This is a genomic window from Salinivibrio sp. AR647 (assembly GCF_001995415.1).
In the GTDB taxonomy this organism is placed as follows: domain Bacteria; phylum Pseudomonadota; class Gammaproteobacteria; order Enterobacterales; family Vibrionaceae; genus Salinivibrio; species Salinivibrio costicola.
Window position 1 is genome coordinate 175,489 of sequence record NZ_MUFE01000003.1, and the last position, 25,662, is coordinate 201,150.

Consider the following 25,662-nt stretch of genomic DNA (forward strand, 5'->3'; position numbering starts at 1 on the left):
TTAATTTTCAGTCTCGGATGAGATAGCTCGATACGCCAATTGCGTGTATCCGGATTCGCAGGGGCTATGACGGACTCATAGCTCGGATGATGCCACCAGTCAAACTGGTAAACATCACTCAGTACCCCTGAGTAAATTTGAGGTTAAATTTATAATGCAAGTTACCGTTGAAACCACCGAAGGCCTTAAGCGCCAAATGACCATCACAGTGCCTGCTGCCAATATCGATGATGCAGTCACTAAAGAGCTACGCAATATCGCTAAGAATCGTCGTTTTGATGGTTTCCGTAAAGGTAAAGCGCCATTGAAAATGGTGTCACGTATGTACGGTGATACCGTGCGTCAAGACGTGCTGGGCGAAGTGATGCAGCGTCACTTTATTGAAGCGATGATCCAGGAAAAAGTGAACCCAGCGGGCGCACCAACCTTTACCCCTGTAGAGAACGAAGCAGGAAAAGATCTGGTATTTAAAGCTGACTTTGAAGTGTATCCAGAGGTTGAGCTACAAGGCCTAGACGCGATCAGCGTCGAAAAGCCAAAAGCCGACGTACAAGAAAGCGACGTTGAAGAAATGCTCACCACCTTGCGCAAGCAACAAGCGAGCTGGGTAGAAGCAGAAGGCGAAGCGAAAGATAACAGCCGTGTGACGCTGGACTTCGTCGGCACCATCGACGGTGAAGAATTTGAGGGCGGCAAAGCCGAAGGCTTCCAGCTAGAAATGGGTCAGGGTCGCATGATCCCAGGCTTTGAAGACGGTCTTGTCGGCAAAAAAGCGGGCGAAGAATTCACCATCGACGTGAACTTCCCTGAAGACTACCATGCTGAAAACTTGAAAGGCAAAGCGGCTCAGTTCGCGATTAAACTGCATCAAGTAGAAGAGCAAGAGCTACCCGAGCTAACAGAAGAATTCGTTCAGCGCTTCGGCATTGCAGACGGCAGTGTTGAAGGCCTGAAAGCGGAAGTACGCAAAAACATGGATCGCGAACTCAAGCAAGCGATCAAAAACAAGGTAAAAGAACAAGTACTGGACGGTCTGGTTGAGCAAAACCAAATCGACGTACCGTCAGCCTTGATTGACCAAGAAATTGGCACATTGCGTCAGCAAGCGGCACAACGTTTTGGTGGCAACATGGATAGCGCTTCTCAGCTACCGCGTGAGCTATTTGAAGAGCAAGCGAAGCGTCGTGTTAGCGTCGGCCTGCTGCTTGGCGAAGTGATCAAGTCTGAAGAGCTTAAAGCCGATGATGAGCGCGTTAAAGCACTGATCGAAGAAATGGCGTCTGCGTATGAAGACCCATCAGAAGTTGTCGCTTACTATGAAAAGGACGAGAAGCTGATGGAAAATATGCGTAACGTTGCGCTTGAAGAGCAAGCGATCGATGCGTTATTAGCAAAAGCAACCGTTACTGAAGCTGAAGTCGGTTTCAGTGATCTAATGAACGCTTCTCAGCAAGCGTAATTCGGATTAAAAAACGTCTGTGTTTTATTGACACTGCGTAAACGTATCTGCTTACAATGGCCCTAATGACTTGTCATTCGGGCCATTTTTTCCATCTATTGGTCGCAATGGTGATGAAACCAATCGACGTTAGAGAGCCTTGTTTTTAAGTAAAAACTCTCGATGGATCATCAAGCTGCATACACCGATATAAGATTTTAGTGACCTGTTACAGCATTTTGTGCTAAACCTTGGTTAAGGCAAGAGTGATAACAAATTCGATTAGGGATATTACGTTATGAGCCATCAAGATAGAAATGCCATGCCACCCATTACGGACGCCCTTGTCCCTATGGTGGTGGAACAAACCTCGCGCGGTGAGCGCTCTTACGATATTTACTCTCGCCTACTCAAAGAACGCATTATCTTCCTGACAGGGCAAGTGGAAGACCAAATGGCGAACTTGATTGTGGCGCAGATGCTGTTCTTGGAATCTGAGAACCCAGAAAAAGACATTTATCTGTATATTAACTCACCAGGCGGCGTGGTGACTGCGGGGATGGCGATTTATGACACCATGCAGTTTATTAAACCGGACGTGAGCACCTTATGTACAGGCCAAGCCTGTTCGATGGGCTCTTTCCTGCTTGCGGGTGGCGCCAAAGGTAAGCGTTATTGTTTACCAAACTCGCGCGTGATGATTCACCAGCCGCTAGGGGGCTTCCAAGGCCAGGCGTCTGATATTGAAATTCATGCGCAGGAAATGATCAAAACGAAGCACCGTCTCAACACTATATTGGCTGAACATACTGGCCAGCCGATGGAAGTGATCGAGCGCGATACTGACCGTGATAATTTCATGGCGGCGCAAGAAGCGGTGGACTATGGCTTAGTTGACGCCGTATTGAGTCAACGAGACTAAACCCAATTCGCCGCAGAGCGTTGAAATGAGACAAACTTCGCTCATTAGCCAAGGCTTGATGGTTGTTGGGTCGGAAAAAGTGGCCGATTTGTTGTAAACTCAACATAAGGCAACGACGGGCAAGTGCCCCAAAGAGGTTAGCGAATGACAGACAAGCGAAAAGACGGTGGAAGCGGAAAGCTGCTTTACTGCTCATTCTGTGGTAAGAGCCAACACGAAGTTCGCAAGTTAATTGCTGGGCCATCGGTCTACATTTGTGACGAATGTGTTGACCTATGTAATGACATTATCCGTGAAGAGATCAAAGAAGTGATGCCGAAGCGTGAAGGCGATTCTTTGCCTGCGCCAAGCGAAATTCGCGAGCATCTGGACGATTATGTCATTGGCCAAGAGCAAGCCAAAAAAGTGCTTTCGGTTGCGGTATACAACCACTACAAACGCTTGCGAAACGGCGATAAAAGCGCCGAGGGCGTGGAGCTAGGTAAGAGTAATATCCTGCTGATTGGCCCCACAGGGAGTGGTAAAACACTGCTGGCTGAAACCCTCGCCCGCTTCTTGGATGTGCCATTTACGATGGCTGATGCAACGACATTAACCGAAGCCGGTTATGTGGGTGAAGACGTCGAAAATATCATCCAAAAGCTGCTGCAAAAGTGTGACTACGACGTCGCTAAAGCAGAGCGCGGCATCGTGTATATCGATGAAATCGACAAGGTGTCACGTAAATCGGATAATCCATCGATTACCCGTGATGTTTCTGGCGAAGGCGTACAGCAAGCCCTGCTTAAACTGGTCGAGGGAACGGTTGCATCGATCCCGCCACAAGGTGGGCGTAAACATCCACAACAAGAGTTTCTCCAGGTTGATACCTCGAAAATTCTATTTATTTGTGGTGGTGCGTTTGCAGGACTAGACAAAGTGGTGGAGCAGCGTGTTGATACCGGCTCTGGCATTGGTTTTGGCGCGCAAGTAAAAGGCGCGACTGATCGGTCAGTCGACGAGTTCTTCGGCAAAGTAGAACCAGAAGATATGGTTAAATATGGCCTGATCCCTGAGTTCATCGGCCGTTTGCCAGTGACCGCTGTGCTTAGAGAGCTTGATGAAGACGCACTCGTACAGATTTTGCGTGAGCCAAAAAATGCCATCACCAAACAATACAGTGCGCTGCTTGAGCTAGATGGTGTCGAGCTTGAGTTCCGTGATGACGCCCTACGTGCGATCGCCAAAAAAGCGATGACCCGCAAAACAGGTGCACGAGGTTTGCGTTCGATTGTGGAATCTGTGCTGCTAGATACTATGTATGATCTGCCATCCATGAAAGGGGTGACCAAGGTCGTCATTGATGACTCAGTGATCCGAGGCGAATCCGCACCTCTATTGATGTATGAGCACACTGAGAATCAAGCCGCAGGCGGTGAATAACGCTTTCACTTGTTTTATCAGCGATAAATAAAAAAGGGAGTTATCACTCCCTTTTTTATTTTCTGACGGTTGAGCCGTTGAAACCTGTCCAACAGACCCCATATACTCTTAATCAGATTGAACGGAAGAGAGAAGCATATGAACTTGGAGCGTTCCGAGCGCATTGACATTCCGGTGCTGCCACTTCGGGATGTGGTGGTTTATCCTCACATGGTGATCCCGCTCTTTGTGGGAAGGGAAAAGTCGATACGCTGCCTTGAAGCGGCGATGGACAACGATAAGCAGATTCTATTGGTGGCGCAAAAAGATGCGGCAACCGATGACCCAAGTATCTCAGATTTATATACCGTTGGTACGGTAGCAACCATCCTACAGCTTCTTAAACTTCCAGACGGAACGGTAAAAGTTCTGGTCGAAGGGATGCAGCGTGCAAGTATTGACCAGTTTAGTGAAGACGATTTCTTCACCGCGCAAGCTGATTATCTAACCACGCCAAGTTTGGATGAGCGCGAGCAAGAAGTTCTGGTACGGACGGCGATCAGCCAGTTTGAAGGCTTTATTAAGCTCAATAAAAAGATTCCGCCGGAAGTGCTGACGTCGCTAAATGGGATTGAAGAGGCGGCCCGTCTCGCTGATACCATTGCGGCCCATATGCCGCTTAAGCTTGAAGATAAGCAACAAGTTCTTGAGCTTGTTGATATTTCCGAGCGTCTAGAATATCTGATGACGATGATGGAATCTGAGATTGACTTGCTGCAAGTCGAAAAGCGGATCCGTGGTCGCGTCAAAAAACAGATGGAAAAAAGCCAGCGCGAGTATTATCTCAACGAGCAAATGAAGGCCATCCAGAAAGAACTGGGTGAGCTAGACGATGCGCCGGATGAGTTTGAAACGCTGAAGCAGAAAATCGAAGAATCAAAAATGCCGCAGGAAGCACGGGAAAAAACCGAGCAAGAACTGCAAAAGCTTAAAATGATGTCGCCGATGTCTGCCGAAGCCACAGTGGTGCGCAGTTATATTGACTGGATGATCAGCGTACCTTGGGCGAAACGCTCGAAAGTGAAGAAAGATTTAGCGCGCGCTGAAGAAGTATTGAATGCCGATCATTACGGCCTTGAGCGTGTCAAAGACCGGATTTTGGAGTATCTTGCGGTTCAAAATCGGATGAAAAAACTAAAAGGTCCGATTCTTTGTTTAGTCGGTCCTCCGGGGGTCGGTAAAACGTCTTTGGGGCAATCTATCGCTCGGGCGACGGGACGTAAATATACCCGTATGGCACTGGGCGGGGTTCGCGATGAAGCGGAAATCCGAGGTCACCGTCGTACCTACATCGGTTCGTTGCCCGGTAAATTGATCCAGAAAATGTCAAAAGTTGGCGTGCGTAACCCACTATTTTTGTTGGATGAGATCGATAAGGTCTCCTCTGACATGCGTGGCGACCCTTCCTCTGCGTTGTTAGAAGTGTTGGATCCCGAACAAAATAACGCCTTCAACGATCATTACTTAGAAGTGGACTATGACCTTTCTGATGTAATGTTTGTAGCAACATCGAACTCGATGAATATCCCTGGCCCATTGTTGGATCGGATGGAAGTGATTCGTCTATCGGGTTACACCGAAGATGAAAAATTGAATATTGCCAAGCGTCATTTAGTGGATAAACAAGTTTCACGGAATGGTTTGAAGCCGCACGAGATCACTATCGAAGACTCGGCGATTATCGGCATTATTCGTTACTACACTCGTGAAGCGGGCGTGCGTAATCTAGAGCGTGAAATTTCTAAGCTGTGCCGTAAAACGGTTAAAGAAATTTTGCTCGATAAAGACCTAACGCAAGTCACGGTAACCAATGACAATCTATCCGACTATTTGGGTGTGCGTCGCTTCGATTATGGTAAAGCCGATGAGCAAAATCGTATCGGTCAAGTTACCGGTCTCGCTTGGACCGAAGTGGGCGGTGATCTGTTAACGATTGAAACCGAGTCCATGCCTGGTAAAGGTAAACTGACACATACCGGCTCATTGGGTGATGTGATGCAAGAATCGGTGCAAGCGGCCATGACAGTGGTGCGTAGCCGAGCCGATAAGTTGGGGATTAATAGCGACTTCTATGAAAAGCGTGACATCCATGTGCACGTTCCAGAAGGTGCGACACCGAAAGACGGCCCCAGCGCGGGCATCGCGATGTGTACAGCTTTGGTCTCAAGCCTCACGGGTAACTCAGTGCGCTCCGACGTAGCGATGACTGGCGAAATCACGCTGCGCGGCGAAGTGCTTCCGATTGGTGGATTGAAAGAGAAGCTGCTAGCGGCACGGCGCGGTGGGATCAAAACGGTGGTGATTCCAAAAGAAAATGAGCGTGACTTGGAAGACATTCCAGCCAATGTGAAAGAAGAATTATCGATTCATCCAGTACGATGGATTGATGACGTGTTAACCATTGCATTAGTGAATAATCCGCTTGGGATTGAGCTGGTTGACGCTGAAAAGAGTGACATGCAGCAAAATTAAGCAACGTAAAACGCTGACAGACCGCAAAAGGCTTGTCAGCGTTTTTTTTGCTCGCTAACGTTGCTCTGGCGTACTGTCTGCATGGGGCAGGCAGTTGCTTACAACGTCTTGCGTCGACAAAGCGTCTGTTATTGAAACCGCAATGCGCATAGGATTTGCGGAGAAGTTATTTAAGGGGATGAAAAAGTGAATAAGTCGGAACTGATTGATCATATTGCAGAGAGTGCTGATATTTCTAAAGCCTCGGCGGGGCGAGCACTGGATGCGTTCGTAGACTCTGTCTCTGACACACTCAAGTCAGGTGATCAAGTCGCACTCGTCGGTTTTGGTACCTTCTCAGTGCGCGAACGTGCCGCACGTAAGGGACGTAACCCGCAAACCGGTGCTGAAATTGATATCGCCGCTGCAAAAGTACCGGGCTTTAAAGCCGGTAAAGCGTTAAAAGACGCGGTAAACGAGTAATTATCACGTGAGGTCGTGCCGAATTATTCGCGTTTGACAGGGTGTTGGAGCTGCAAAGCCACTAACAACCGCGTATAATTCGGTGCACAAGAGCGTAAAGGCGCATCAAAAGATGCGCCTTTTTAGTTGAAAAACAACCAGTCCAAACCAGTTGGAGTACCGGCCCGTTATGATGGAACGTATACGCGAAGGCACCAATAGTCTTCCGGTTAAGATCATTTTAAGCCTTATTATCTTTTCCTTTGCTTTTGCCGGTGTCGGTAGTTATCTGGCCGGTGGATCTACACCGCCTGCTGCAACCGTCGGTGATAAAGAAATTAGCCGAGCGGAACTGGATCGCGCGTATCAAAATGAGCGTGCACGTATGCAGCAACAAGCGGGCGAGCAATTCAATCAGCTTCTCGGTAACCCCGAATACGTAAAACGTTTTCGCCAAAATATTCTTGATCGTATGGTGAATGACTTGCTTTTAGAGCACGAAGCCAGTGAATTAGGATTACGCGTCAGTGACGCACAAGTGAAAGCGGCGATCCGTGCCATGCCTCAATTCCGTCAGGCGGGTCAGTTTAATAACGAGCGTTATCAAGCGGCATTGCGTCAAACCGGTATGAGTGCAGATGAATTTGCTAACTATATGCGCACGGATTTAATGCGCCAGCAGTTGGTCAATGGCTTACAAACAACTGCATTCGTATTACCTAGCGAACTGGAAAACTTATACCGTCTCGAAGCACAGAGCCGTGAAGTGCGCACTTTAACCTTGCCAGTTGAGGACTTTGCCAACCAGGTGTCGTTAACGGATGAGGAGCTGGAAGCCTATTACCAAGCGAATCGTGATGATTATATTCAGCCACGTATGGTGAAAGTTGCGTATGTGGAATTAACCGGTGAAGGGCTAGCCAGTGACATTCAAGTCACGGATGAAGACATCGCCACTTACTACCAAGACAACCAGTCTCAGTATGGCTCACAAGAGCGCCGTAAGGTTAGCCACATCTTAATTGAAGGAACAGGAGACGACGCCAAAGCTCGTGCTCAACAAGCGTTAGATCGCCTCAATCAAGGTGAAGCGTTTGCGACCTTGGTCAAGGAAGCCTCTGATGACACCTTTAGTGCCGAGCAAAACGGATCATTGGATTGGATTGAACCCGGTGCGATGGATCCTGCGTTTGAAAAAGCCGCTTACGCACTGGCGCAAAAAGGCGATATTAGTGGCTTAGTTAAATCTGATTTCGGCTATCATATCATTCGCTTAGATGATATTGACCCAGCCGATGTTACGCCATTGTCTGACGTAAAAGACGACATTCGTCTTGCTCTGCAACAAGAGCAAGCGGCGGATCGTTTCTATGCGCAGTCAACGCAACTGGCTGAAGTGGCGTTTGAAGAGGCGAATGGCCTTGAGCCAGCCGCAGAGGCGGTGAATACGAAGGTGCAGTTTACGGATTACTTTGCGCTCGATAATGCCCAAGGCTTAATGGCGCGCCCTCAAATCCAGCAAGCGCTTGATAGCTATGATGTGCGTGAAAATGGCCTTAACTCTGAGCTGATTGAGCTGTCAGGTGAGCACGCGATTGTGGTGCGTCTCGACGACGTGAAGCCTGAAAAGCAATTGAGTTTTGCCGAAGTAAAAAACCAGGTGCAGGCGACGCTCGCGGCAGAAAAAGGCCGTCAGCAGGCGCAAGAAAAAGCGGACCAATTGGTCGCGCAACTTGAGCAGACCGGTACGCTAGATCAGGGTGATTATGTGTTCAGTGATGCGCAAGTGATCAATCGTGTTTCTCAGCAGCAAGCGGTGTCGGAGCTCGCTTTCTCGTTGCCTCAGCCTAACGAAACAGGCGCAAGTTATGGGGTGACGCAGAACCGTCAGGGCGATATTGTGGTGGTTGCGCTGGATAACGTGATTAACCCTGCGATGCCAGACATTAGCCCACAAAGCCAAATGGCCGATCGCGTTGCACGTGCGATGAGCAATATGTCTTTGTCTGCCACACTCGAAGCGCTGCGTGAGCAAGTGGATGTGACTTATGCAGAGGTTGACGCACAACAATAAGCGAGTGCAGTGAGCGTTTAAACGCGAGAAAGCGCTCAGCGTGAGCGCTTAACAGGATCGCAGAGAGTTAGACGTCTCTCGCATTCGTTTGTGTGAAAATAGAAAAACGACGCTAGGATTTTGTCCTGCGTCGTTTTTCTGTTTGCGGGGACATGAAAAGGCGCAAACAGTGATTTACCGTGTCGGCGATATTGATGACATGGAGATCAAAAATGAAACACCTACTATCCAGTATTCTATTTGTGTTGGCACTAGTGACTGCGCCCACTGTGCTAAGCGCCAGTCAAGATGCGTCTCAGTCCTCTGAACAGGTTGAGACGCGCTCGGTGGATATTAACACTGCCAGTGTACAAATCCTCTCAGAGCAGCTCCGCGGTATTGGCCCTGCCAAAGCGAAAGCCATCGTCGACTATCGCCAGAAACACGGAAAGTTCGCCTCACCAGACGATTTAGTCGAAGTAAAAGGCATTGGCGCATCGACACTGGAGAAAAACCGCGACCGAATTAACGTGTCGTCATAGTGATGGAGAGTTCAGCGCAAAGGCGTCACCGTCTTTGCGCGAATAATCCTTGTGTCTGCCGGCCGGAATGCACACAATGAAATCTGGTTGTAGGAAAGTAGCAGGACGCAATGACTCACAAACAAAGTCACTTTTTTGCTCATCTTGCCCGGATGAAGCTGATTTACCGTTGGCCTTTGATGCGCAATGTTTCCGTCGAAAATATCTCTGAACACAGTTTACAAGTCGCGTTTGTCGCCCACGCCTTAGCGCTTATTCACAATAAACGTTTTGAAGGGCAGTACCAGCCAGAACGTATTGCGGTACTGGCGATGTTTCATGACTGTAGCGAAGTCATCACAGGCGATTTACCCACCCCGGTCAAATACTTTAATCCGTCGATTGCCGCTGAATATAAAAAAATCGAGAAAATGGCGGAGAAAAAGTTGATCGCCATGCTGCCGCCAGAGCTGCAGGATGAATACAGCGGGTTAATTGATTCAGACCATATTGATCCAGATGATTATTTGTTGGTGAAACAAGCGGATATTTTATGTGCTTACTTAAAGTGTTTGGAAGAAATCGCCGCCGGTAACCATGAATTTGAGCAAGCCAAGAAGCGACTTGAAGCATCACTAGAAAAGCGTCGTTCTCCAGCCACCGATTATTTTATGGCCACCTTCGTGGATAGCTTCACCTTATCGCTGGATGAGATCAGTGACGATGGATTTTGAACTACCAGATACCTGGCAAACACGCCAGATGAGCAATGAGAACAAGAAGCGCCGTCATGATAAGCGTACCGTTTATCAGCGTGACCGTGCGCGTATTTTACATTCAGCCGCATTTCGCCGCTTACAAGCCAAAACACAGGTGTTGGGGGCTGAGCATAGCGACTTTTATCGCACCCGTTTAACCCACTCGCTCGAGGTGTCACAAATTGGCACCGGCATTGTTGCGCAGCTTAAAGAAAGACAGCCTGAGTTTCGGCCACTTTTACCGTCCACTGGGCTGATGGAAAGCTTATGTCTTGCCCATGACATTGGCCACCCGCCATACGGGCACGGTGGTGAAGTGGCATTAAATTATATGATGCGAAACGACGGTGGCTTCGAAGGCAATGCCCAGACATTTCGGATCGTGACGCTGCTTGAACCTTATACCCAACATCATGGCATGAACTTGGCGCGTCGCACTTTGCTGGGCGTAATGAAATACCCCGCGTTTATCAGCGCCGCACACAATGGTTCACAGCCAACGCCTGTCAGCGATTTTCGTCATCTCAAAGCGCGTGATTGGCAACCTGCTAAAGGTATTTATGATCATGACAGTGTACGCCGAAACTGGGTGCTTGAGCCGTTCAGTGCCGCCGATCGGGCGTTATTTTTGACGTTCAGAGATAACACGCCTGCTGACCAGCATCGCAAGACGCGTTATAAGTCGTTGGATTGCTCCATTATGGAGTTAGCGGATGACATCGCTTATGGTGTCCATGATCTGGAAGATGCAATTGTAATGGGATTGGTCACCCGTGAGCAGTGGCAAGAGGCCGTGGCAAGTTATATCGCTGAATGCGGCGATCCTTGGTTAGAAGCCAATATTGGTGAACTGAGCGAACAAATGTTCGGTCCTCCGTATGAGCGCAAAGATGCGATCGGGGCCTTGGTCAACACCTTATTAACCTCCGTCGAGGTGGCCCCGACGGTTCAAGATGGTACCTACCGCTTTACGTCTCCTTTGTTAGCCTGGAACGCCTATCTAACCGAGGTGATGGCTGGCGTACTGGAGGTACTGAAGCGATTTGTCAGTGAATTTGTAGTGAAGCAGCCTGAGCTTCAGGTGGTTGAGTATAAAGGTCAGCAATTGGTGATGGAGTTGTTTGACGCCTTTGCCTCTGATCCCGAGCGCCTGTTGCCTAAAGACTATCGACAAGATTGGTTAACAGCACAAACCGCAGGGGAGTCGGGCATGCGCGTGATTGCCGATTACTTATCGTCGATGACAGACAGTTTTGCTCAGAAGCTACACAGCACCATGTTTACCGCCGCGAGCAACGGTCCTTTGTACGCTATTCGCTAGGACGGGGATGATTGGATGATGCCGGCATAAAGGCAAGCTGGCGTTCGATCATCGCCTCAAAGCTTGTGAGTAAGGGCTGATAATGTTCACGATCACCACTTAACTCACTCAGTGCAGCAAATCCGGCCTCTAGGGTCGAAAGGGCCCCTGGCTTACTACTTTTGCGGATGGTGTATTGGCTCGGTGGCATGGTGGTAATCTTGACTGTGGGTAAATCATGGAGATTCTTTGATAACTGATACAGTTTGTAAGCTTTTTTCCATGTTCCGTCGAGTAATATGATCCCCCATGGTATCTCGCGGTCGCTTTCTTTGGCTGATGCTAATGGCTTGGTCAGCGATGATAGAGCGATAGCATGCTCGCCCGGATATAACACTGCATAGCGGCGCTGGGACCGTGCGAGCTTTTCATTCAGCGCGCGGTGCTCGCTAAAATCTTCTCCTATCCAGCGCTCACAATGCTCTAATGCTAACGCGAGTAAACAAGCACTGTTTTTCGGGTGCGCGACTTCATCGGGATGCTGCAAGATAATCACCGGGATTGTATTGGTGATTGGTGTAATGGCATCGCATACGCAAATGGCTTTCGCTTTATGGCAAGATGAGCAGTATCGAGACATGATGGTCACTGTTTAATAACGGAATCAAGCAGCGTTTTACCGCTGCTTGATAATAAACGCAAGGTCGATTAAGCCGTTAGGTGGCTTGGCTATAACCGCAGAGAAAACGCTCAAAACGACTGATTGCCATTTCCAAATCATCCACCCGCGGGAGCGTGACTAACCGGAAATGGTCCGGCTGTTGCCAGTTAAAGCCGGTGCCGTGCACCATGAGGACTTTTTCTTGCAACAAAAAGTCGAGCATCAGCTTTTCGTCGTTATGGATGCTGTAGCGCTTGGTGTCGATTTTAGGAAACAAATACAATGCTCCCTTGGGTTTTTTACAACTGACACCAGGGATCTGATTGATCAGCTCATAGGCTTTGTCGCGCTGCTCCAGTAATCGACCGCCCGGCAGGATCAATTCGTTAATGCTTTGATAGCCGCCGAGCGCAGTTTGAATCGCATGCTGCATCGGTACGTTGGCACACAGGCGCATCGACGCCAGCATTTCAAGCCCATCGATATAACCGCGCGCATGCTGTTTGGGCCCGGTCACGAGCATCCAACCGGCACGAAAACCACAGACTCGATAGGCTTTAGACAAACCGTTAAAGGTCAAACAAAGCACATCGGGAGCCAGGGTAGCGATAGAATAATGCTGCGCCCCGTCATAGAGAATTTTATCGTAAATCTCGTCGGCAAAAATGATCAAATTATGCTGGCGGGCCAGCTCGACAACCTGCAACAAAAAGTCACGGCTATAGACGGCGCCGGTCGGGTTATTGGGGTTAATCAGCACCAGTCCGCGAGTCTTTGGCGTAATTTTGCGCTTGATATCGTCTAAATCTGGATACCAATCAGACTCCTCATCACACAGATAGTGGACCGGATTACCGCCTGATAACGATGCTGCGGCTGTCCAAAGTGGATAATCCGGCGAGGGCACGAGTAGCTCATCACCATTATTCAGTAACGCTTGCATGGCCATGACGATCAGTTCGGAGGCGCCATTGCCCAGGTAGACATCTTCGACATCCAGATCCATCAAGCCGCGCTTTTGGTAGTGCTGTACAACGGCTTTTCGGGCTGAATAAAGGCCTTTCGAATCACAATATCCTTGCGAGGTCGGCAAATTCCGGATCACATCGACCAGGATTTCGTCTGGGGCATCAAAACCAAACGGCGCAGGATTGCCGATATTGAGCTTTAAAATCCGGTGGCCTTCCTCTTCTAGCCGTTTGGCTTCTTTCATCACTGGGCCGCGAATGTCATAACAGACATTATCCAGCTTGGCGGACATACCGATTGGTTGCATTACCCTTCCTGTCAATCAAAGGTGAAAATGGTTATTAGGCTTTTTAAGTAACTTACACTATTTCTCACCCTCTTCGAAAGATGGTTGATCGATTTGATAAGCATTGGTTGAATCGAGTGCTGTTTCGCTTGTGTCGGCAAAAAATCAGCCAATTTTAACCGAAGACTGATCTAGCGCATATTTGTCTTATGCCCTGACAGGTTAGACTGACAAGCAAGAATAACGTGCTACATAAATAGCAGCAGGTACAGACTTGCGAATAGGACTGCCGCCTAGGCGGTTGGAGGATGTCGTGACTACCTTGATTCAAGCGGCCAATCACTTGCAAAGCCAGTTGGCGATCAGTCAAGCGCCAACACAGTTGCAAACCGATTTTACTTGGCCAGGAGATTTATCACCGATTGCGTGGCTAGACGCCCAGCCTGTCTACCCGAAAAGCTATTGGCAGTCGCGTGATGGCCGGGAAGAGGTGCTAGTACTGGGCGCTTGTCGTCAGTTTACGCAAATTCAGCAGGCGCAGGCTAGCTTATTACCCGAGCAGCGAATCTGGGGATGCGTTGCGTTTGATGATACACCAGGCAGTGGTGATTTCTTTCTTCCCGTGGTGGAGCTTATTCGTCGCGATAAGCAGTGGCAGCTTTGTGTCAATCTTATCGCTGAAACCGACAGCCAAGCTATTCTCAGCCAAATTATCTGGCAAGGCCGACCCCTCGCGCCGATGGCTGGACGGATCCGTCAAGAAGTACATACCCCAAACCATCATCAATGGTGTCACTCGGTGACGCGTGCATTGTCAAACATGGCCCACACTGAGCTGAAAAAAGTGGTGCTTGCGCGGCAAACCCGTTTAACCTTGGACGGGGCGGTGAGCGGTGGACAGCTTCTTAGCCACAGCCAACAACATAACAGCGAGAGTTTCCATTTTCTGTTCGCAACGGGACCTGAAGATGCTTTTGTCGGATCGACCCCAGAGCGACTCTATCGGCGTCGAGATTGTCGCGTGACCACAGAAGCGGTCGCGGGCACCGTACGTCGCGGCGCGAGCTTTAGTGAAGATCATCATCTCGGTGAGTGGTTGCTAAACGACAGTAAAAACGTTCATGAGAATCAGTTGGTCGTTGATGATATTTTTGCCGGCTTACGGCGTCATTCGTTAACGATTACCGTTGATCCTGAACCCCATTTGATTGTGCTCCGTCATCTTCAGCATTTGCGTCGTCGTATTAGTGCCATCGTTGGTCCTGGTGTCGATGACAGTGTGATCTTGGGCGCGCTTCAACCGACTGCTGCGGTGGCGGGACTTCCTCGTGATACGGCCCGCGCGTTTCTCGCCGAACAAGGGATCACACGCGGTCGTTACAGTGGAGCCGTGGGCTATATTTCACAACGTGAAAGCCAATTTTGTGTGGCGATCCGAAGCGCGCAATTGACCGATAATACGGTGGATTTATTTGCGGGGGCAGGAATTGTTCCCGGCTCTGATCCTGAGGCTGAGTGGCAAGAGTTAGATAACAAACTGACGACCATGCGTCAGTGTCTCCCTTATCGTCATGCCCACGAGCACGACGACGCCATTGTTGGAGTGTGTTAATGTCGCTGACACTCACGCATATATGGGCCGAAACCCTTATCGACGAGTTATCGCGCTTGGGCGTCAAACATATTTGTATTGCCCCAGGATCGCGATCGACGCCGCTCACACTGGCCGCCGTGAAACAAAGTCAGCATCCCCAGCGTCCGGTGACCTTACATTGTCACTTTGATGAACGTGGTCTTGGTTATCTTGCCTTAGGCCTAGCCAAAGCCGGACAGGCACCGGTGGCGGTGATTGTCACTTCTGGAACCGCGGTGGCGAATTGTTTGCCTGCGGTAGTCGAGAGCGGGTTAACCGGTGAGCCATTAATTATTCTGTCTGCAGATCGTCCGTTTGAATTGGTCGATTGCGGGGCGAACCAAGCGATTGTGCAGCGCGATCTGTTTTCGTCCCATGTTACTGCCCAACTGGATTTACCTACGCCAGACGCGGGGATGCCACTGAGTGCTTTATTGACCAAGGTGGATCAGGTGCTTGCCCATCAAGCGGCACGTGGTGGCAGTGTGCATATTAATTGCCCGTTTCGAGAGCCATTCTATGGCGAACGAGATGCAGCGCTTGAGGCTGAGATCCGTGCGCCGATTGCTAACTGGTATCAAAGCCAACAAAGCTATACGCGCCATCATGGACGGTTTTCTACGCCGATAGAGCGAGATAGCCTCCCGCCCAGTTTGCCATCCGAGCGCCGCGTAAAAACGGTGATTGTGGCGGGTGCGCTGCCGCACGGATTATCAGCATCGGTTAACCGCTTAGCCACAGCGCTGAATGCGGTGGTATTAGCCGACCCGCAATCGGGCATCACGAGCACGGCACCTGGCTACGATCTTTGGTTAAACCATCCCAGCTTGCAGGCGCAGTTGTCTCAGGCGCAATGGGTGATCCAGCTCGGCGGGCGTTTAGTGTCAAAACGCTTGGGACAATGGTTGGCGCAAACCTCGGCGCAATATTGGTTGGTGACGGATAACGCGCAGCCACTTGACCCTCATCATCGGGCGGTTGAACAGTGTGTTGTCGACAAGCGCCACTGGTCGTTATGGCTTGATGCACTGACTGACCAGGTGAGTGCGGCGTGCTCAACGTCTGAAGAGCTCACTGCGTCGGCGGACTCGCCCCTTGTTTGGCAACAAACATTGACGAATGAGGCGCTAGCACAGATGGAGAAAGCGACTGACAGGCTCTCTCCCTCATTGCTGTCAGAGCACCGCTTATTTCAACAATTACCCACGATGCTTCCCGAGCACATCGATATTTTTATCGGCAACAGCCTAGCGATTCGTTTGGCGGATATTTGGTCGCAACTTGGCGCCTATCCGGTGTTTGCCAATCGCGGTGCGTCAGGCATTGACGGGCTATTTGCCTGCGCTGCAGGCGTTCAGCGATGCCGACGTCAGCCGATGCTGGTGGTGCTTGGCGACACGAGCGCGCTTTACGATCTTAATAGTCTTGCGCTATGGCGCGAGACGGCTGCCCCGGCAGCCATGCTTATCCTCAATAACAATGGCGGCGGCATTTTTGATTCCTTGCCAGTCGATCCGCAGCTTTGTGACGCCTATTATCGCATGCCGCACGGTCTGCGCTTTGAGCAGGTTGCCGCGCAGTTTTCCTTGAACTATCAACAACCAACCTGCGAATCTGATCTCGCTGCTGCGCTCGTCCAAGCGTTTAATACACCAGGGACTGATGTGATTGAAGTGGTGACGCCCGCGGGTGAAGCGGGGAAAATCTTAACAGAGCAACTTGCCAATATGGCAGCGCAGGAGGGGTGATGTTGGGGTATCAGCAGGGGGGCAAGGTGGACGGTCCCAAGGTGGTTTTTTTGCACGGTTTGCTGGGGAGTCAACAAGATTGGCAAGGTGTTACCTCGCGCTTAAAAGCCTGTCACTGGCTCTGTCTTGATTTACCCGGCCATGGTGACAGTGTTGATTGTCCAAGCGTTGATTTTACCACTACTGTCGACGCGGTGCGCCAGACCTGTGACCAGGTGTGGGGGAATCAGCCAGTGTATTTAGTGGGGTATTCGCTTGGTGCACGCATCGCGATGCATTTAGCCACCGCGTATCCAGCTCGTTGGCAGGGTGTATTCCTCGAAGCGGGACACCCTGGTTTACTGCATCGCCATGAACGTCATCAACGGTTGGCCCACGATCAAGCCTGGGCTCAGCGCTTTACGCATGAGCCGCTCTCGATGGTATTAAACGATTGGTATCAGCAATCGGTGTTTCAATCCCTTGATGCGACGCAGCGCGCCAAACTGATGACAGTGCGTGGTGACAACCATGGGCCCGCGATTGCCGCTATGCTCGATGCCACATCGCTCGGTCGGCAAGCTGATCTGCGTCCCGCATTAGGTGATGCGTTGCGACAAGGGTTGTCGATTGACTACCTTTGTGGGGAGCAAGATCCTAAGTTTATCTCGTTGGCCCACTCGCTACAGCGCACAACCGGGATCCCCTTCACTTTGATAAAAGGGGCGGGACATAATTGTCATTGGGCCAATCCGTCGTCGTTTGTGCAGGTGCTATCAGATAACGATCGGTTATCAGCGTGACGATTTTTATCTTCCAATTTTCGGGGCCTTGTACCCCATCAACCAATTAAGGGGAAAGCCATGGCTGTAACGCCGGGAATGACCGAACAAGAACTGTATGCACCCATTGACTGGATGCCGACTGAGCTAATGTTTAGCGATATTTTGTATCACAAATCTGCCGATGGTATTGCGCGTATCACCATTAACCGCCCTCAGGTTCGTAATGCGTTTCGTCCGCAAACCGTTAAAGAAATGATGCAAGCGCTCGCCGATGCGCGCTATGACAGCCGAGTAGGCGTGATCATTCTGACCGGTTTAGGCGAAAAAGCATTTTGCTCTGGGGGCGATCAATCGGTACGTGGTGATTATGGCGGCTATCAAGACGACGAAGGCACTCATCACCTGAATGTGCTCGACTTTCAGCGTCAGATCCGTACCTGTCCCAAACCTGTGATTGCCGCGGTTGCCGGTTATGCTGTCGGTGGTGGTCATGTTCTGCATATGATGTGTGATCTAACCATTGCGGCCGATAACGCCCAATTTGGTCAAACAGGCCCCAAAGTAGGCAGTTTCGACGGCGGCTGGGGTGCCTCTTATATGGCGCGGATTGTGGGGCAGAAAAAAGCGCGTGAAATCTGGTTCCTTTGCCGTTTTTACAATGCGCAAGAAGCGTTGGACATGGGACTGGTCAACACAGTGGTGCCCTTGGACGAGCTCGAGCGAGAGACCGTACGCTGGTGTCGCGAGGTGCTGCAGCATAGCCCAATGGCATTGCGGTGTTTAAAAGCGGCACTCAATGCCGATTGCGATGGTCAAGCCGGGCTTCAAGAATTAGCCGGCAACGCCACCATGATGTTTTACATGACCGACGAAGGGCAAGAAGGGCGAAATGCCTTTAACGAGAAACGTCGGCCAGAGTTTGATCGTTTCCCACGCAATCCATAGAGGTCTTTATGAGACAGGCTCGGATATATCAATACACCTTGCCGGTCACTGCCGGTCTATTTTTACGTGACCAGCGTTTAACCCAGCGTGAAGGCTTGGTGGTGGAATTAAGCGAAGGCGCACAACGCGGGTGGGGCGAAATTGCCCCTTTGCCTGGGTTTAGTCAGGAAACCTTCGCCGAAGCACGGCACGCTCTGATTGCCGCGACTGCTGTTTGGTGTGATCACCGTAATATCGCCATGCCCCAATTGCCACCTTCGGTTGCATGGGGGTTAAGCATTGCCCAAGCGGAATTGGATCAACGCTTGCCGACCCCGTCCTCGTTTCAGACGGTGCCCGTGTGTACCGGGGATCCGGACGCGCTATTCGCCGCACTGGGACATGTGTCGGATGGCCCGCATTCGGGTGGCCCGCACTCGGATGATCCATCCGATGAAGCCAAAGTTAAAGTGGGTGAGTATGAAGTGGCGCGTGATCGCTTAATGGTGACCACGTTGCTCGATGCCATTCCTCACCTTAGGTTGCGTCTTGATGCCAATCGTCGTTGGCGGCCTGAACAACTTGCGGCCTTTTGGTGTGGTCTGAGTCAGGCGCATCAAGCGCGAATAAGCTGGATTGAAGAGCCCTGTTGTGATCCTTATCAGTCTCTTGCTCAAGCAGAGGCATTAGGGGTGCCATTAGCATGGGATGAAACCTTGCGAGATAGCGACGACACAGGGTTAAAAGAAAGTGATCATGTAAGGACTTGGGTGATCAAACCAACAATGATGGGTGATTTCGCGCAGGTGAATCAATCCGTTACACGCGCACACGCACTCGGTAAAATAGCCGTTATTAGCTCATCACTTGAAACCAGCTTGGGACTGACGCAATTATCGCGCGTTGCCAGCTCGCTCACCCCGAATGTTATGCCTGGGCTCGATACCTTGGGCGTGTTTGAACAACAGCTGGATCGAACCTGGCCTGGCGCCAATCAGCCTTTGATTCCTCTCGATGACCAGCCGTTAATTTGGGTCAATACCTTGTGACGTCGCCATGCTTTGCTTTTAACACCTGGCCGTGGCGTTACTGGGCGGCTGACGCGCCTGATGCCATCGCGATAGATAGCGAGACCCCCCTCACATGGCAGGCGTTGCGTGCTTTAGTCGATGCCCAGCATCGGACGTTCAATGATGCGCCAGTGGTGGTATTAAATAGCCACGATGCCCTGCAGTCTTTGGTGGTCACCTTGTTGGCTGCTTGGCAAGCCGGTAAACAAACCTTGGTGTTAAATCAGGCATTAAGTGCGGATGTACAAACGGCAGTGCTCGATAATCTAGGTCCTTTTCGATGGGCCCACACTCACCAATCGGTGCCTGACGCGCAATCGGCACGCAATATGGCGCCTTGGCATATCGACATGCCGTTAACCCTTACCTTGACGTCAGGATCGACTGGCGCGCCCAAAGCGGTGGTACACGGCGCGCGTCAGCATCTTGCCAGTGCTGCCGGTCTGATCAAGCGGCTACCGTTTACAGGCGTCCGTGCCTCTCAAGCGCCGGATCGTTGGTTGCTTTCTTTACCGCTTTATCACGTCTCTGGTCTTGCCATTGTGTGGCGTTGGTTGTTAGCCGGGGGGGAGCTTGGCATTTATCCGTGTCGAGGCGAGCAATTAGTCAATGCGTTAAAACGGGTGACCCATGCATCACTGGTCCCAACCCAGCTCTATCGTGTCTTGCCCGCATTGAAGGACGAGGCCGAACCACGGCGTTTGGCCCATGTATTATTAGGCGGTGCGGCGATCCCTACCGCTTTAACCCAAGACGCCGAAGCGATGGGCATTGCCTGCTGGTGCGGCTATGGTATGACGGAAACGGCATCAACCGTGACGTTAAAGCGTGCCGATGGTCAAGATGATGTCGGCGCGCCGCTGCCTTATCGTGATGTGCAGATACGTGACGATGGTGAGATTATCCATCGTGGTGAGACGTTAGCTTTGGGATATTGGCAAGCGGGCCAGCTACACCCCTTAGATGCCGAGCAAGGCCTTGCGTCGCGGGATCTCGGTCGTTGGCAGACCCAGCAGGCGGTGTCGGTACTACGCGTTGTCGGACGTCTAGATAATCAATTTATTTGCGGCGGCGAGAATGTTCAACCTGAAGCGATCGAAGCGCATTTACAGCGTTTGAAAGGCGTGACGCAAGCGATGGTTGTCCCGATTGTCGATCGCGAATTCGGTCATCGCCCACTAGCCATTGTGCAGAGCGCGAGCCCTTTTTCGCCCCGAGTGTTGGCCGAGCATTGTGCCTCACTGGCGCCGTATCAGCGCCCGGCACATTACCTTTGTTGGCCTGAGACGCAACAAGACGGCCAAATCAAACCGTCTCGTCACGCTTTGGCCCAATGGGCGCAAGCTTATATGAAGAGTTAAGCGTTATCTTCTTGGAGGCGAATCACTTCGTCACGCAAATAGTCAGCATTTGCTTGCTCAGGTTCAACCGCTGGCCCGGCGGCAACCGTCACCTTAGACCAAAACCGTTTTGGAAGCTTTAACATCGCTTTGCCGCCATGGCGGCTAAAGTAACTGCCCCACAATCCTTGCAATGCAAGGGGCACAACGGGGACCGGTGAGCGTTGCAATATCATGTCCATACCCCGGCGGAACTGATCAACCTCCCCATCATAAGTAAGGTGTCCTTCAGGGAAAATGAGCACGACTTCGCCATTATCCAGCGCACGTTGGATCTCATTCATCGCGGTACGAATTGTGCGGCCACGATGACTAATGGGGATCACTTTTGAGGTGCGGAAAAACCAATGGAGAACCGGGATCTTGTATAAGTCTTCAAACATCACAAAGCGTATAGGGCGATGACAGGCGCCCGCGAGTAAAGGGGCATCCATGTAACTGACATGATTACAAATCAGCAGTGCGCCCCCTTTGTCGGGAATATGGTGCAGATCTTTGTGCGTCACACGGTATAAGGTGTGCGTGATCATCCAGGTAAAAAAGCGTAGAGCAAAAATAGGCACGAGCTTACTGACGTAAAGTGCGACCACCAGATTGAGTGAAGTGAGCAACAGGAAAAATTCCGCAATCGAGAGCTCAACGACCACCAACATGGTGATCCCCAGTATGGCACTGGCCACCATAAACAAGGCATTAAAGATATTGTTCGCGGCAATCACACGCGCACGTGCGGCTTTATCGGCGCGTTGTTGCATCAAGCTATACAGGGGCACAATAAATATGCCACCAAAAACGCCGATCATCAGCAGATCAATAAACACCCAAGTTAACGCCGGGTCGGTGACAAAAGCGAGCAAATCGGCGTGAGGTGTTGGGTTGGCCGGAGTAGCAAAAAATAGATGCAGTCCAAACACCGTTAAACCGATGCTGCCCAATGGCACAATCCCAGGTTCGATACGATGGCCAGAGAGTTTGTCGCACAATAATGCGCCGACCGCGATCCCAATCGAAAATAGCGTCAATAAAAACGAGACACCTGTTTCACCACCCCCGAGCAGTGCCGTGTATTTCGGAAATTGTGTGAGATAACTTGCGCCTAAAAACCAAAACCAGCTTATGCCTAGTATCGCTTGCAGGGTTACCTTATCTTTACGCGCAAAGCGCAAGGTTTGCCGCATCAGTGATACGGGTTTGTAGCGTAAGTTGAGTCCGGGGTTACCTGCTGGCGCGGGGGGGATAGCATGAGCGGAGAGCACCCCCAGTAAAGCAAAGACGAGTACCGCAATCCCCGCAATAAGATTGGAATCAGGATGATGGGCGATAAAGCCCGCTAATAATGTCCCTAGCAGAATGGATAAAAATGTCCCCGTTTCCACCAACGCATTGCCAGAGACCAGCTCTTTATCACTCAAGGTTTGCGGTAACAGCGCATATTTCACCGGACCGAAAAAGGCCGATTGAGTGCCCATTAAAAACAAGAGAGCCAAGAGGACGATCCATGCTTGGACATACAGTGCGACGGCTGCACAAGACATAATCAGCACTTCCAGCCACTTTACTCGTCGCATAATCCACGCTTTATCGTGTTTATCGGCAAGCTCACCGGCAAACGCTGAAAACAAGAAAAAGGGAAGAATAAACAGCCCGGCAGCCGCATTGATAAATAAGGTGGCATCCATAGGGAGCTGATCTGCGGAGGCAAACGCGACCATGATCACCAATACGTTTTTATAAACGTTGTCGTTAAAGGCGCCCAGTGCCTGAGTAATAAAATAAGGCAAAAAGCGTCGCTCGCGCAAAAGTTGAAACTGTTGGCTCATGAGTGCATTGGTCCATTTTAGCAAGGCGGTCAGCGCGTTATACTAGCAATGCGAGGCGAGGGCGCAACCCATTAAAGATTGCGCCGTCATAACGGTAGCGGGGGATTAGCGATGATTACGAAAAGGTTTGCATGTTTTTAATCGAGACTTGCTCGTTCAAGGTCCAAAAGTCGTAGAGAATACCGACTAAGAAAAAGCCCCCCGTAAACAAGTAGATAATCCCCGTGATCCACTTTCCCATATACATACGGTGAATGCCTAAGACCCCTAGAAAAGTCAGCAAAAGCCAAGCAATGGTAAAGTCAGTCGAACCGCTACGAAAACGAAGGTCGGCTTCTTTATCCATGGCCGGAATTAAGAACAAATCGACAATCCAACCAATTAAAAACAGCCCTAGAGTAAAAAACCAAATAGTGCCGGTCACCGGTTTACCGTAATAAAAGCGGTGTGAACCAAGAAAACCAAAGATCCAGAGTAGGTAACCGACGACTTTGCTGTGTGTATCATTCATGGTTCGGGCCTGTATGTGTCTTTAAGTTAGATAATGGCTTGGAGTGCAGTGGCGTCAAATGGTTCCTCAACGCGCAAAAACAACGGCGAAGAGGTGATGTTTGGTAACAATTTCTTTACCCCCTTTAATTGACTTCATCGATAAAGACTCTAGCATGAGAAGCGTCTTAAACCACAGATGATGCGATCATGAAAAAATTACTCTCTGTTGCAGCTTTGATGTTTGTCTTTGTTGTCACAGCGCCTTATGCAGAAGCGAAGCGCTTTGGCGGCGGCAAGTCCTTCGGTAAAAGCTTCAAAACGGCGCCAGCGCCAAAAAATAACACCACAAACACTAACACGCTCAAGCAAAATACCACCAAAAGCGGCAAAAAAGGGCTCGCGGGTGGTCTGCTGGGTGGCTTGCTTGCTGGTGGCCTGCTCGCGGCCTTCTTTGGCGGCGCCTTTGAGGGGATCCAGTTTATGGACATCCTGATCATGGGTCTGATTGCCTACTTTGCACTGAAGTTTTTACGCGGATTGACGCAAGCGAAGGCGGGGGCCCAAGCACAAGGGCCAGCCTATGCGGGTGAGAGTAAAGGTTATTATCATCAGCAACCTAATGCCTTTCGAAACCATGCGGCTGATGGCTCAAGCGGGGCTGCGACAGGTGGTTTTGGTGCCGACACGCAAAATGATGTGCCGTTTAACTTTCCGCCACAGTTCGATATGCAAAGTTTTTTAAGTGGTGCGCGTGAGCACTATCGTATTTTGCAAGGTGCATGGAACCACAATGAATTAGAAAAGATCCAAGAATACGTCACCCCTGAGTTATACAACGACTTAGCGGCAGAACGCGCGCGCTTAGGTACTGAGCAACATACCGAAGTGATGTACGTCGATGCAGAGATTGTCCGTGCTGATCACGACAGCCGTCGCGCACAGTTAAGCTTAAAATTCACCGGCCGTTATTGTGACCGTGTGGAGGGTGTCGAAGAAGATATTACTGATATCTGGCATCTTGAGCGTGACTTGTCCCAAGCCAATGCGCCTTGGCTGATTGTGGGTATCCAAAGCTAATTCTGCAGAAAAGCGCCAATAATACAGAAAGGCTGGTACTGCGGTAAAAACAAACCAATATGATGAAAGCGCTAGCTTGTAGTGAGGTAGCGCTTTTTTATGTCGCCGCTTCCAGATATATCAAGTTGTCGAGCGCTTGTTGGTAATGATCGCCACAGACATCCGGGTCGGCGTCAAATGCGGCGCAAACGGCAGGGCGGTCGGGCGTACCGAAAAGCTGGCATAAATTGTTGTCATCGAGCTGCACACAGCGAGTGCCTGCAGGTTTACCATAAGGCATACCTGGAATGGGAGATGAAATACTAGGCGCGATGCAGCAGGCGCCACAGCCTAGACGGCACGAAAATGTCGATGCAGTGGGCATATTGTCGGCTTCCTCAATGTGCAGGGGCGGGCACTTTATCATTCGGCTGCACACTCTCCAACCCATCCCAATGCCTGCTTGCACTTTATCGCTATGATGGTTATAACAGCGGCGCAATGTCTTGCCGCTCCGCGCGGTTTTATTATAAAAAGAGAGCCAGCATCATGAGCACGCCCTTTTGGCAACAAAAAACCTTAGCGCAAATGAGCGATGAGGAGTGGGAGTCGTTATGCGACGGTTGTGGCCGTTGTTGTTTGCATAAGTTGATCGATGAAGAAACTGATGAACTCTACTATACCAACGTTGCCTGCAGTTTGTTGGATGATAAAACCTGCTCATGCAAAGACTATCCTAATCGTTTCTCGTATGAAGAGTCCTGTTTGAAGCTTACCCGCGACAAAATCGACGAGTTTTACTGGCTGCCAGAAACTTGTGCCTATCGTTTGTTGGCAGAAGATAAACCGCTACCTGATTGGCACCCGCTGATCACCGGATCWAAAGCGGCAATGCACAAAGCGGGGATTTCGGTCAAAGACAGCGTGGTGTATGAAATTGATGTGATTGACTGGGAAGATCATATTCAGCTCACCACGCGGCCAACATAGGGGTGCGAACCGTTAGCCTCCCGTTTGCCTGGCATCAAGGCTAACCCATTGTTTATTTTCGAGCGTGGGGCATAATGAGTGCCAACTCGACAGGAGGTGGAATGCAAAGGTACACGCGTCGTTCTAAAGCTGGCTGGGCCCTCGCGATAGCGTTATGGGTTCTGGCAGTGTGTGCCTTGCAAAATCAGCTTAGCCTGCAATCAGGGGCGCAAGCTGCCTGCCAAGTTGGCAACTTGGGAGAGCATGGTGATGAGGTCAATACAGTGGGCAAGAAATGTTCGCTGTCTGAGCAATTGATGCATCCTTCTGTTCTGACCCTAGATTGGCTGCCTTCTCCACTTTGGTGGTTGATTGTGTTGCTTGCCGTTATGGCAACCGTCAGCCTCGCGGTGGTATTACCCACGCATGACCCACCCACGTATCGACGGCGGCATCTTTGCTTTTGTGTGTTCCGAGAATAAAGCGCCTTTTCTTTCCATGGCG

Annotated in this window: 23 protein-coding genes; 18 read left to right on the top strand and 5 right to left on the bottom strand. The window is 50.5% G+C overall.

Going from position 1 to position 25,662, the window contains the following annotated elements; genetic code table 11:
- The first annotated feature begins 154 nt into the window (after positions 1–154).
- From tig to BZG76_RS04825, 9 genes are all read left to right on the top strand, one after another.
- Positions 155–1,459 carry a trigger factor gene (gene tig / locus BZG76_RS04785; RefSeq protein ID WP_077460344.1) on the top strand — a complete coding sequence of 435 codons (1,305 nt, stop codon included), beginning with the start codon at positions 155–157 and terminating at the stop codon, positions 1,457–1,459.
- A 277-nt stretch (positions 1,460–1,736) separates the two neighbouring features.
- Positions 1,737–2,360, top strand: a complete 624-nt coding sequence (gene clpP, locus BZG76_RS04790; RefSeq protein WP_021022248.1) for an ATP-dependent Clp endopeptidase proteolytic subunit ClpP — start codon at positions 1,737–1,739, stop codon at positions 2,358–2,360.
- Between the two features lie 144 nt (positions 2,361–2,504).
- On the top strand, positions 2,505–3,782 hold the full coding sequence (clpX, locus tag BZG76_RS04795; RefSeq protein ID WP_021022249.1) for an ATP-dependent protease ATP-binding subunit ClpX: 1,278 nt from the start codon (positions 2,505–2,507) through the stop codon (positions 3,780–3,782).
- 138 nt (positions 3,783–3,920) lie between these two features.
- On the top strand, positions 3,921–6,293 hold the full coding sequence (lon, locus tag BZG76_RS04800) for an endopeptidase La (RefSeq protein WP_077460345.1): 2,373 nt from the start codon (positions 3,921–3,923) through the stop codon (positions 6,291–6,293).
- A gap of 186 nt (positions 6,294–6,479) precedes the next feature.
- Positions 6,480–6,755, top strand: a complete 276-nt coding sequence (hupB, locus tag BZG76_RS04805; RefSeq protein WP_077460346.1) for a nucleoid-associated protein HU-beta — start codon at positions 6,480–6,482, stop codon at positions 6,753–6,755.
- 169 nt (positions 6,756–6,924) lie between these two features.
- Complete coding sequence (gene ppiD, locus BZG76_RS04810; protein ID WP_077460347.1) at positions 6,925–8,808, top strand: peptidylprolyl isomerase; 1,884 nt, start codon at positions 6,925–6,927, stop codon at positions 8,806–8,808.
- Positions 8,809–9,020: 212 nt separating this feature from the next.
- Complete coding sequence (locus tag BZG76_RS04815; RefSeq protein ID WP_021022253.1) at positions 9,021–9,329, top strand: ComEA family DNA-binding protein; 309 nt, start codon at positions 9,021–9,023, stop codon at positions 9,327–9,329.
- A 110-nt stretch (positions 9,330–9,439) separates the two neighbouring features.
- On the top strand, positions 9,440–10,042 hold the full coding sequence (yfbR, locus tag BZG76_RS04820; RefSeq protein WP_021022254.1) for a 5'-deoxynucleotidase: 603 nt from the start codon (positions 9,440–9,442) through the stop codon (positions 10,040–10,042).
- Entirely contained in the window at positions 10,032–11,387 is a 1,356-nt protein-coding gene (locus tag BZG76_RS04825; protein ID WP_021022255.1) for an anti-phage deoxyguanosine triphosphatase, read from the top strand. Before yfbR ends, BZG76_RS04825 begins: the two co-directional genes overlap by 11 nt.
- On the opposite strand, the gene BZG76_RS04830 is transcribed toward BZG76_RS04825, so the two are convergent.
- Complete coding sequence (locus BZG76_RS04830; RefSeq protein WP_077460348.1) at positions 11,377–12,006, bottom strand: tRNA-uridine aminocarboxypropyltransferase; 630 nt, start codon at positions 12,004–12,006, stop codon at positions 11,377–11,379. The two genes, BZG76_RS04825 and BZG76_RS04830, sit on opposite strands and share 11 nt — an antisense overlap.
- A gap of 76 nt (positions 12,007–12,082) precedes the next feature.
- Positions 12,083–13,303: a pyridoxal phosphate-dependent aminotransferase gene (locus tag BZG76_RS04835; RefSeq protein WP_021022257.1), complete on the bottom strand. Its 1,221-nt coding sequence runs from the start codon at positions 13,301–13,303 to the stop codon at positions 12,083–12,085.
- Positions 13,304–13,595: 292 nt separating this feature from the next.
- Here BZG76_RS04835 and BZG76_RS04840 point away from each other — a divergent pair, with 292 nt between their 5' ends.
- Genes BZG76_RS04840 through BZG76_RS04865 form a run of 6 tightly spaced genes read left to right on the top strand, consistent with a single transcriptional unit; the run spans position 13,596 to position 20,782 of the window.
- Entirely contained in the window at positions 13,596–14,894 is a 1,299-nt protein-coding gene (locus BZG76_RS04840; RefSeq protein ID WP_158011317.1) for an isochorismate synthase, read from the top strand.
- Entirely contained in the window at positions 14,894–16,663 is a 1,770-nt protein-coding gene (gene menD, locus BZG76_RS04845) for a 2-succinyl-5-enolpyruvyl-6-hydroxy-3-cyclohexene-1-carboxylic-acid synthase (protein WP_077460349.1), read from the top strand. The genes BZG76_RS04840 and menD overlap by 1 nt, the downstream gene beginning before the upstream one ends.
- Entirely contained in the window at positions 16,663–17,445 is a 783-nt protein-coding gene (gene menH / locus BZG76_RS04850; RefSeq protein WP_077460350.1) for a 2-succinyl-6-hydroxy-2,4-cyclohexadiene-1-carboxylate synthase, read from the top strand. Before menD ends, menH begins: the two co-directional genes overlap by 1 nt.
- A 60-nt stretch (positions 17,446–17,505) precedes the next feature.
- Positions 17,506–18,372 (top strand): 1,4-dihydroxy-2-naphthoyl-CoA synthase, encoded by an 867-nt coding sequence (gene menB / locus BZG76_RS04855; protein WP_077460351.1) that lies wholly within the window; start codon positions 17,506–17,508, stop codon positions 18,370–18,372.
- 8 nt (positions 18,373–18,380) lie between these two features.
- The gene (gene menC / locus BZG76_RS04860; protein ID WP_077460352.1) at positions 18,381–19,400 is read left to right on the top strand and encodes an o-succinylbenzoate synthase; all 1,020 of its coding nucleotides are present in this window, start codon (positions 18,381–18,383) and stop codon (positions 19,398–19,400) included.
- Positions 19,397–20,782 (top strand): AMP-binding protein, encoded by a 1,386-nt coding sequence (locus tag BZG76_RS04865; RefSeq protein ID WP_158011318.1) that lies wholly within the window; start codon positions 19,397–19,399, stop codon positions 20,780–20,782. Before menC ends, BZG76_RS04865 begins: the two co-directional genes overlap by 4 nt.
- On the opposite strand, the gene BZG76_RS04870 is transcribed toward BZG76_RS04865, so the two are convergent.
- Positions 20,779–22,641 carry an MFS transporter gene (locus BZG76_RS04870; protein WP_077460354.1) on the bottom strand — a complete coding sequence of 621 codons (1,863 nt, stop codon included), beginning with the start codon at positions 22,639–22,641 and terminating at the stop codon, positions 20,779–20,781. The genes BZG76_RS04865 and BZG76_RS04870 overlap by 4 nt on opposite strands.
- A gap of 115 nt (positions 22,642–22,756) precedes the next feature.
- Positions 22,757–23,152: an NINE protein gene (locus tag BZG76_RS04875; protein ID WP_021022265.1), complete on the bottom strand. Its 396-nt coding sequence runs from the start codon at positions 23,150–23,152 to the stop codon at positions 22,757–22,759.
- A gap of 188 nt (positions 23,153–23,340) precedes the next feature.
- Here BZG76_RS04875 and BZG76_RS04880 point away from each other — a divergent pair, with 188 nt between their 5' ends.
- Positions 23,341–24,210: a Tim44 domain-containing protein gene (locus BZG76_RS04880; RefSeq protein WP_077460355.1), complete on the top strand. Its 870-nt coding sequence runs from the start codon at positions 23,341–23,343 to the stop codon at positions 24,208–24,210.
- A gap of 97 nt (positions 24,211–24,307) precedes the next feature.
- Here the strand turns inward: BZG76_RS04880 and BZG76_RS04885 are convergent, their stop codons facing one another.
- On the bottom strand, positions 24,308–24,574 hold the full coding sequence (locus BZG76_RS04885) for a YkgJ family cysteine cluster protein (RefSeq protein WP_077460356.1): 267 nt from the start codon (positions 24,572–24,574) through the stop codon (positions 24,308–24,310).
- Between the two features lie 164 nt (positions 24,575–24,738).
- Between BZG76_RS04885 and BZG76_RS04890 the strand changes: the two genes are divergently transcribed.
- Positions 24,739–25,179 carry a YcgN family cysteine cluster protein gene (locus tag BZG76_RS04890; RefSeq protein ID WP_077460357.1) on the top strand — a complete coding sequence of 147 codons (441 nt, stop codon included), beginning with the start codon at positions 24,739–24,741 and terminating at the stop codon, positions 25,177–25,179.
- Positions 25,180–25,280: 101 nt separating this feature from the next.
- Positions 25,281–25,640: a hypothetical protein gene (locus BZG76_RS04895; protein ID WP_077460358.1), complete on the top strand. Its 360-nt coding sequence runs from the start codon at positions 25,281–25,283 to the stop codon at positions 25,638–25,640.
- Positions 25,641–25,662: the final 22 nt, after the last annotated feature.

Coding starts and splice junctions, on each gene's coding strand:
- tig (WP_077460344.1), top strand. CDS start 155: ATGCAAGTTACCGTTGAAACCACCGAAGGCCTTAAGCGCCAAATGACC.
- clpP (WP_021022248.1), top strand. CDS start 1,737: ATGAGCCATCAAGATAGAAATGCCATGCCACCCATTACGGACGCCCTT.
- clpX (WP_021022249.1), top strand. CDS start 2,505: ATGACAGACAAGCGAAAAGACGGTGGAAGCGGAAAGCTGCTTTACTGC.
- lon (WP_077460345.1), top strand. CDS start 3,921: ATGAACTTGGAGCGTTCCGAGCGCATTGACATTCCGGTGCTGCCACTT.
- ppiD (WP_077460347.1), top strand. CDS start 6,925: ATGATGGAACGTATACGCGAAGGCACCAATAGTCTTCCGGTTAAGATC.
- BZG76_RS04815 (WP_021022253.1), top strand. CDS start 9,021: ATGAAACACCTACTATCCAGTATTCTATTTGTGTTGGCACTAGTGACT.
- yfbR (WP_021022254.1), top strand. CDS start 9,440: ATGACTCACAAACAAAGTCACTTTTTTGCTCATCTTGCCCGGATGAAG.
- BZG76_RS04825 (WP_021022255.1), top strand. CDS start 10,032: ATGGATTTTGAACTACCAGATACCTGGCAAACACGCCAGATGAGCAAT.
- BZG76_RS04830 (WP_077460348.1), bottom strand. CDS start 12,006: ATGTCTCGATACTGCTCATCTTGCCATAAAGCGAAAGCCATTTGCGTA.
- BZG76_RS04835 (WP_021022257.1), bottom strand. CDS start 13,303: ATGCAACCAATCGGTATGTCCGCCAAGCTGGATAATGTCTGTTATGAC.
- menD (WP_077460349.1), top strand. CDS start 14,894: ATGTCGCTGACACTCACGCATATATGGGCCGAAACCCTTATCGACGAG.
- menH (WP_077460350.1), top strand. CDS start 16,663: ATGTTGGGGTATCAGCAGGGGGGCAAGGTGGACGGTCCCAAGGTGGTT.
- menB (WP_077460351.1), top strand. CDS start 17,506: ATGGCTGTAACGCCGGGAATGACCGAACAAGAACTGTATGCACCCATT.
- menC (WP_077460352.1), top strand. CDS start 18,381: ATGAGACAGGCTCGGATATATCAATACACCTTGCCGGTCACTGCCGGT.
- BZG76_RS04870 (WP_077460354.1), bottom strand. CDS start 22,641: ATGAGCCAACAGTTTCAACTTTTGCGCGAGCGACGCTTTTTGCCTTAT.
- BZG76_RS04875 (WP_021022265.1), bottom strand. CDS start 23,152: ATGAATGATACACACAGCAAAGTCGTCGGTTACCTACTCTGGATCTTT.
- BZG76_RS04880 (WP_077460355.1), top strand. CDS start 23,341: ATGAAAAAATTACTCTCTGTTGCAGCTTTGATGTTTGTCTTTGTTGTC.
- BZG76_RS04885 (WP_077460356.1), bottom strand. CDS start 24,574: ATGCCCACTGCATCGACATTTTCGTGCCGTCTAGGCTGTGGCGCCTGC.
- BZG76_RS04895 (WP_077460358.1), top strand. CDS start 25,281: ATGCAAAGGTACACGCGTCGTTCTAAAGCTGGCTGGGCCCTCGCGATA.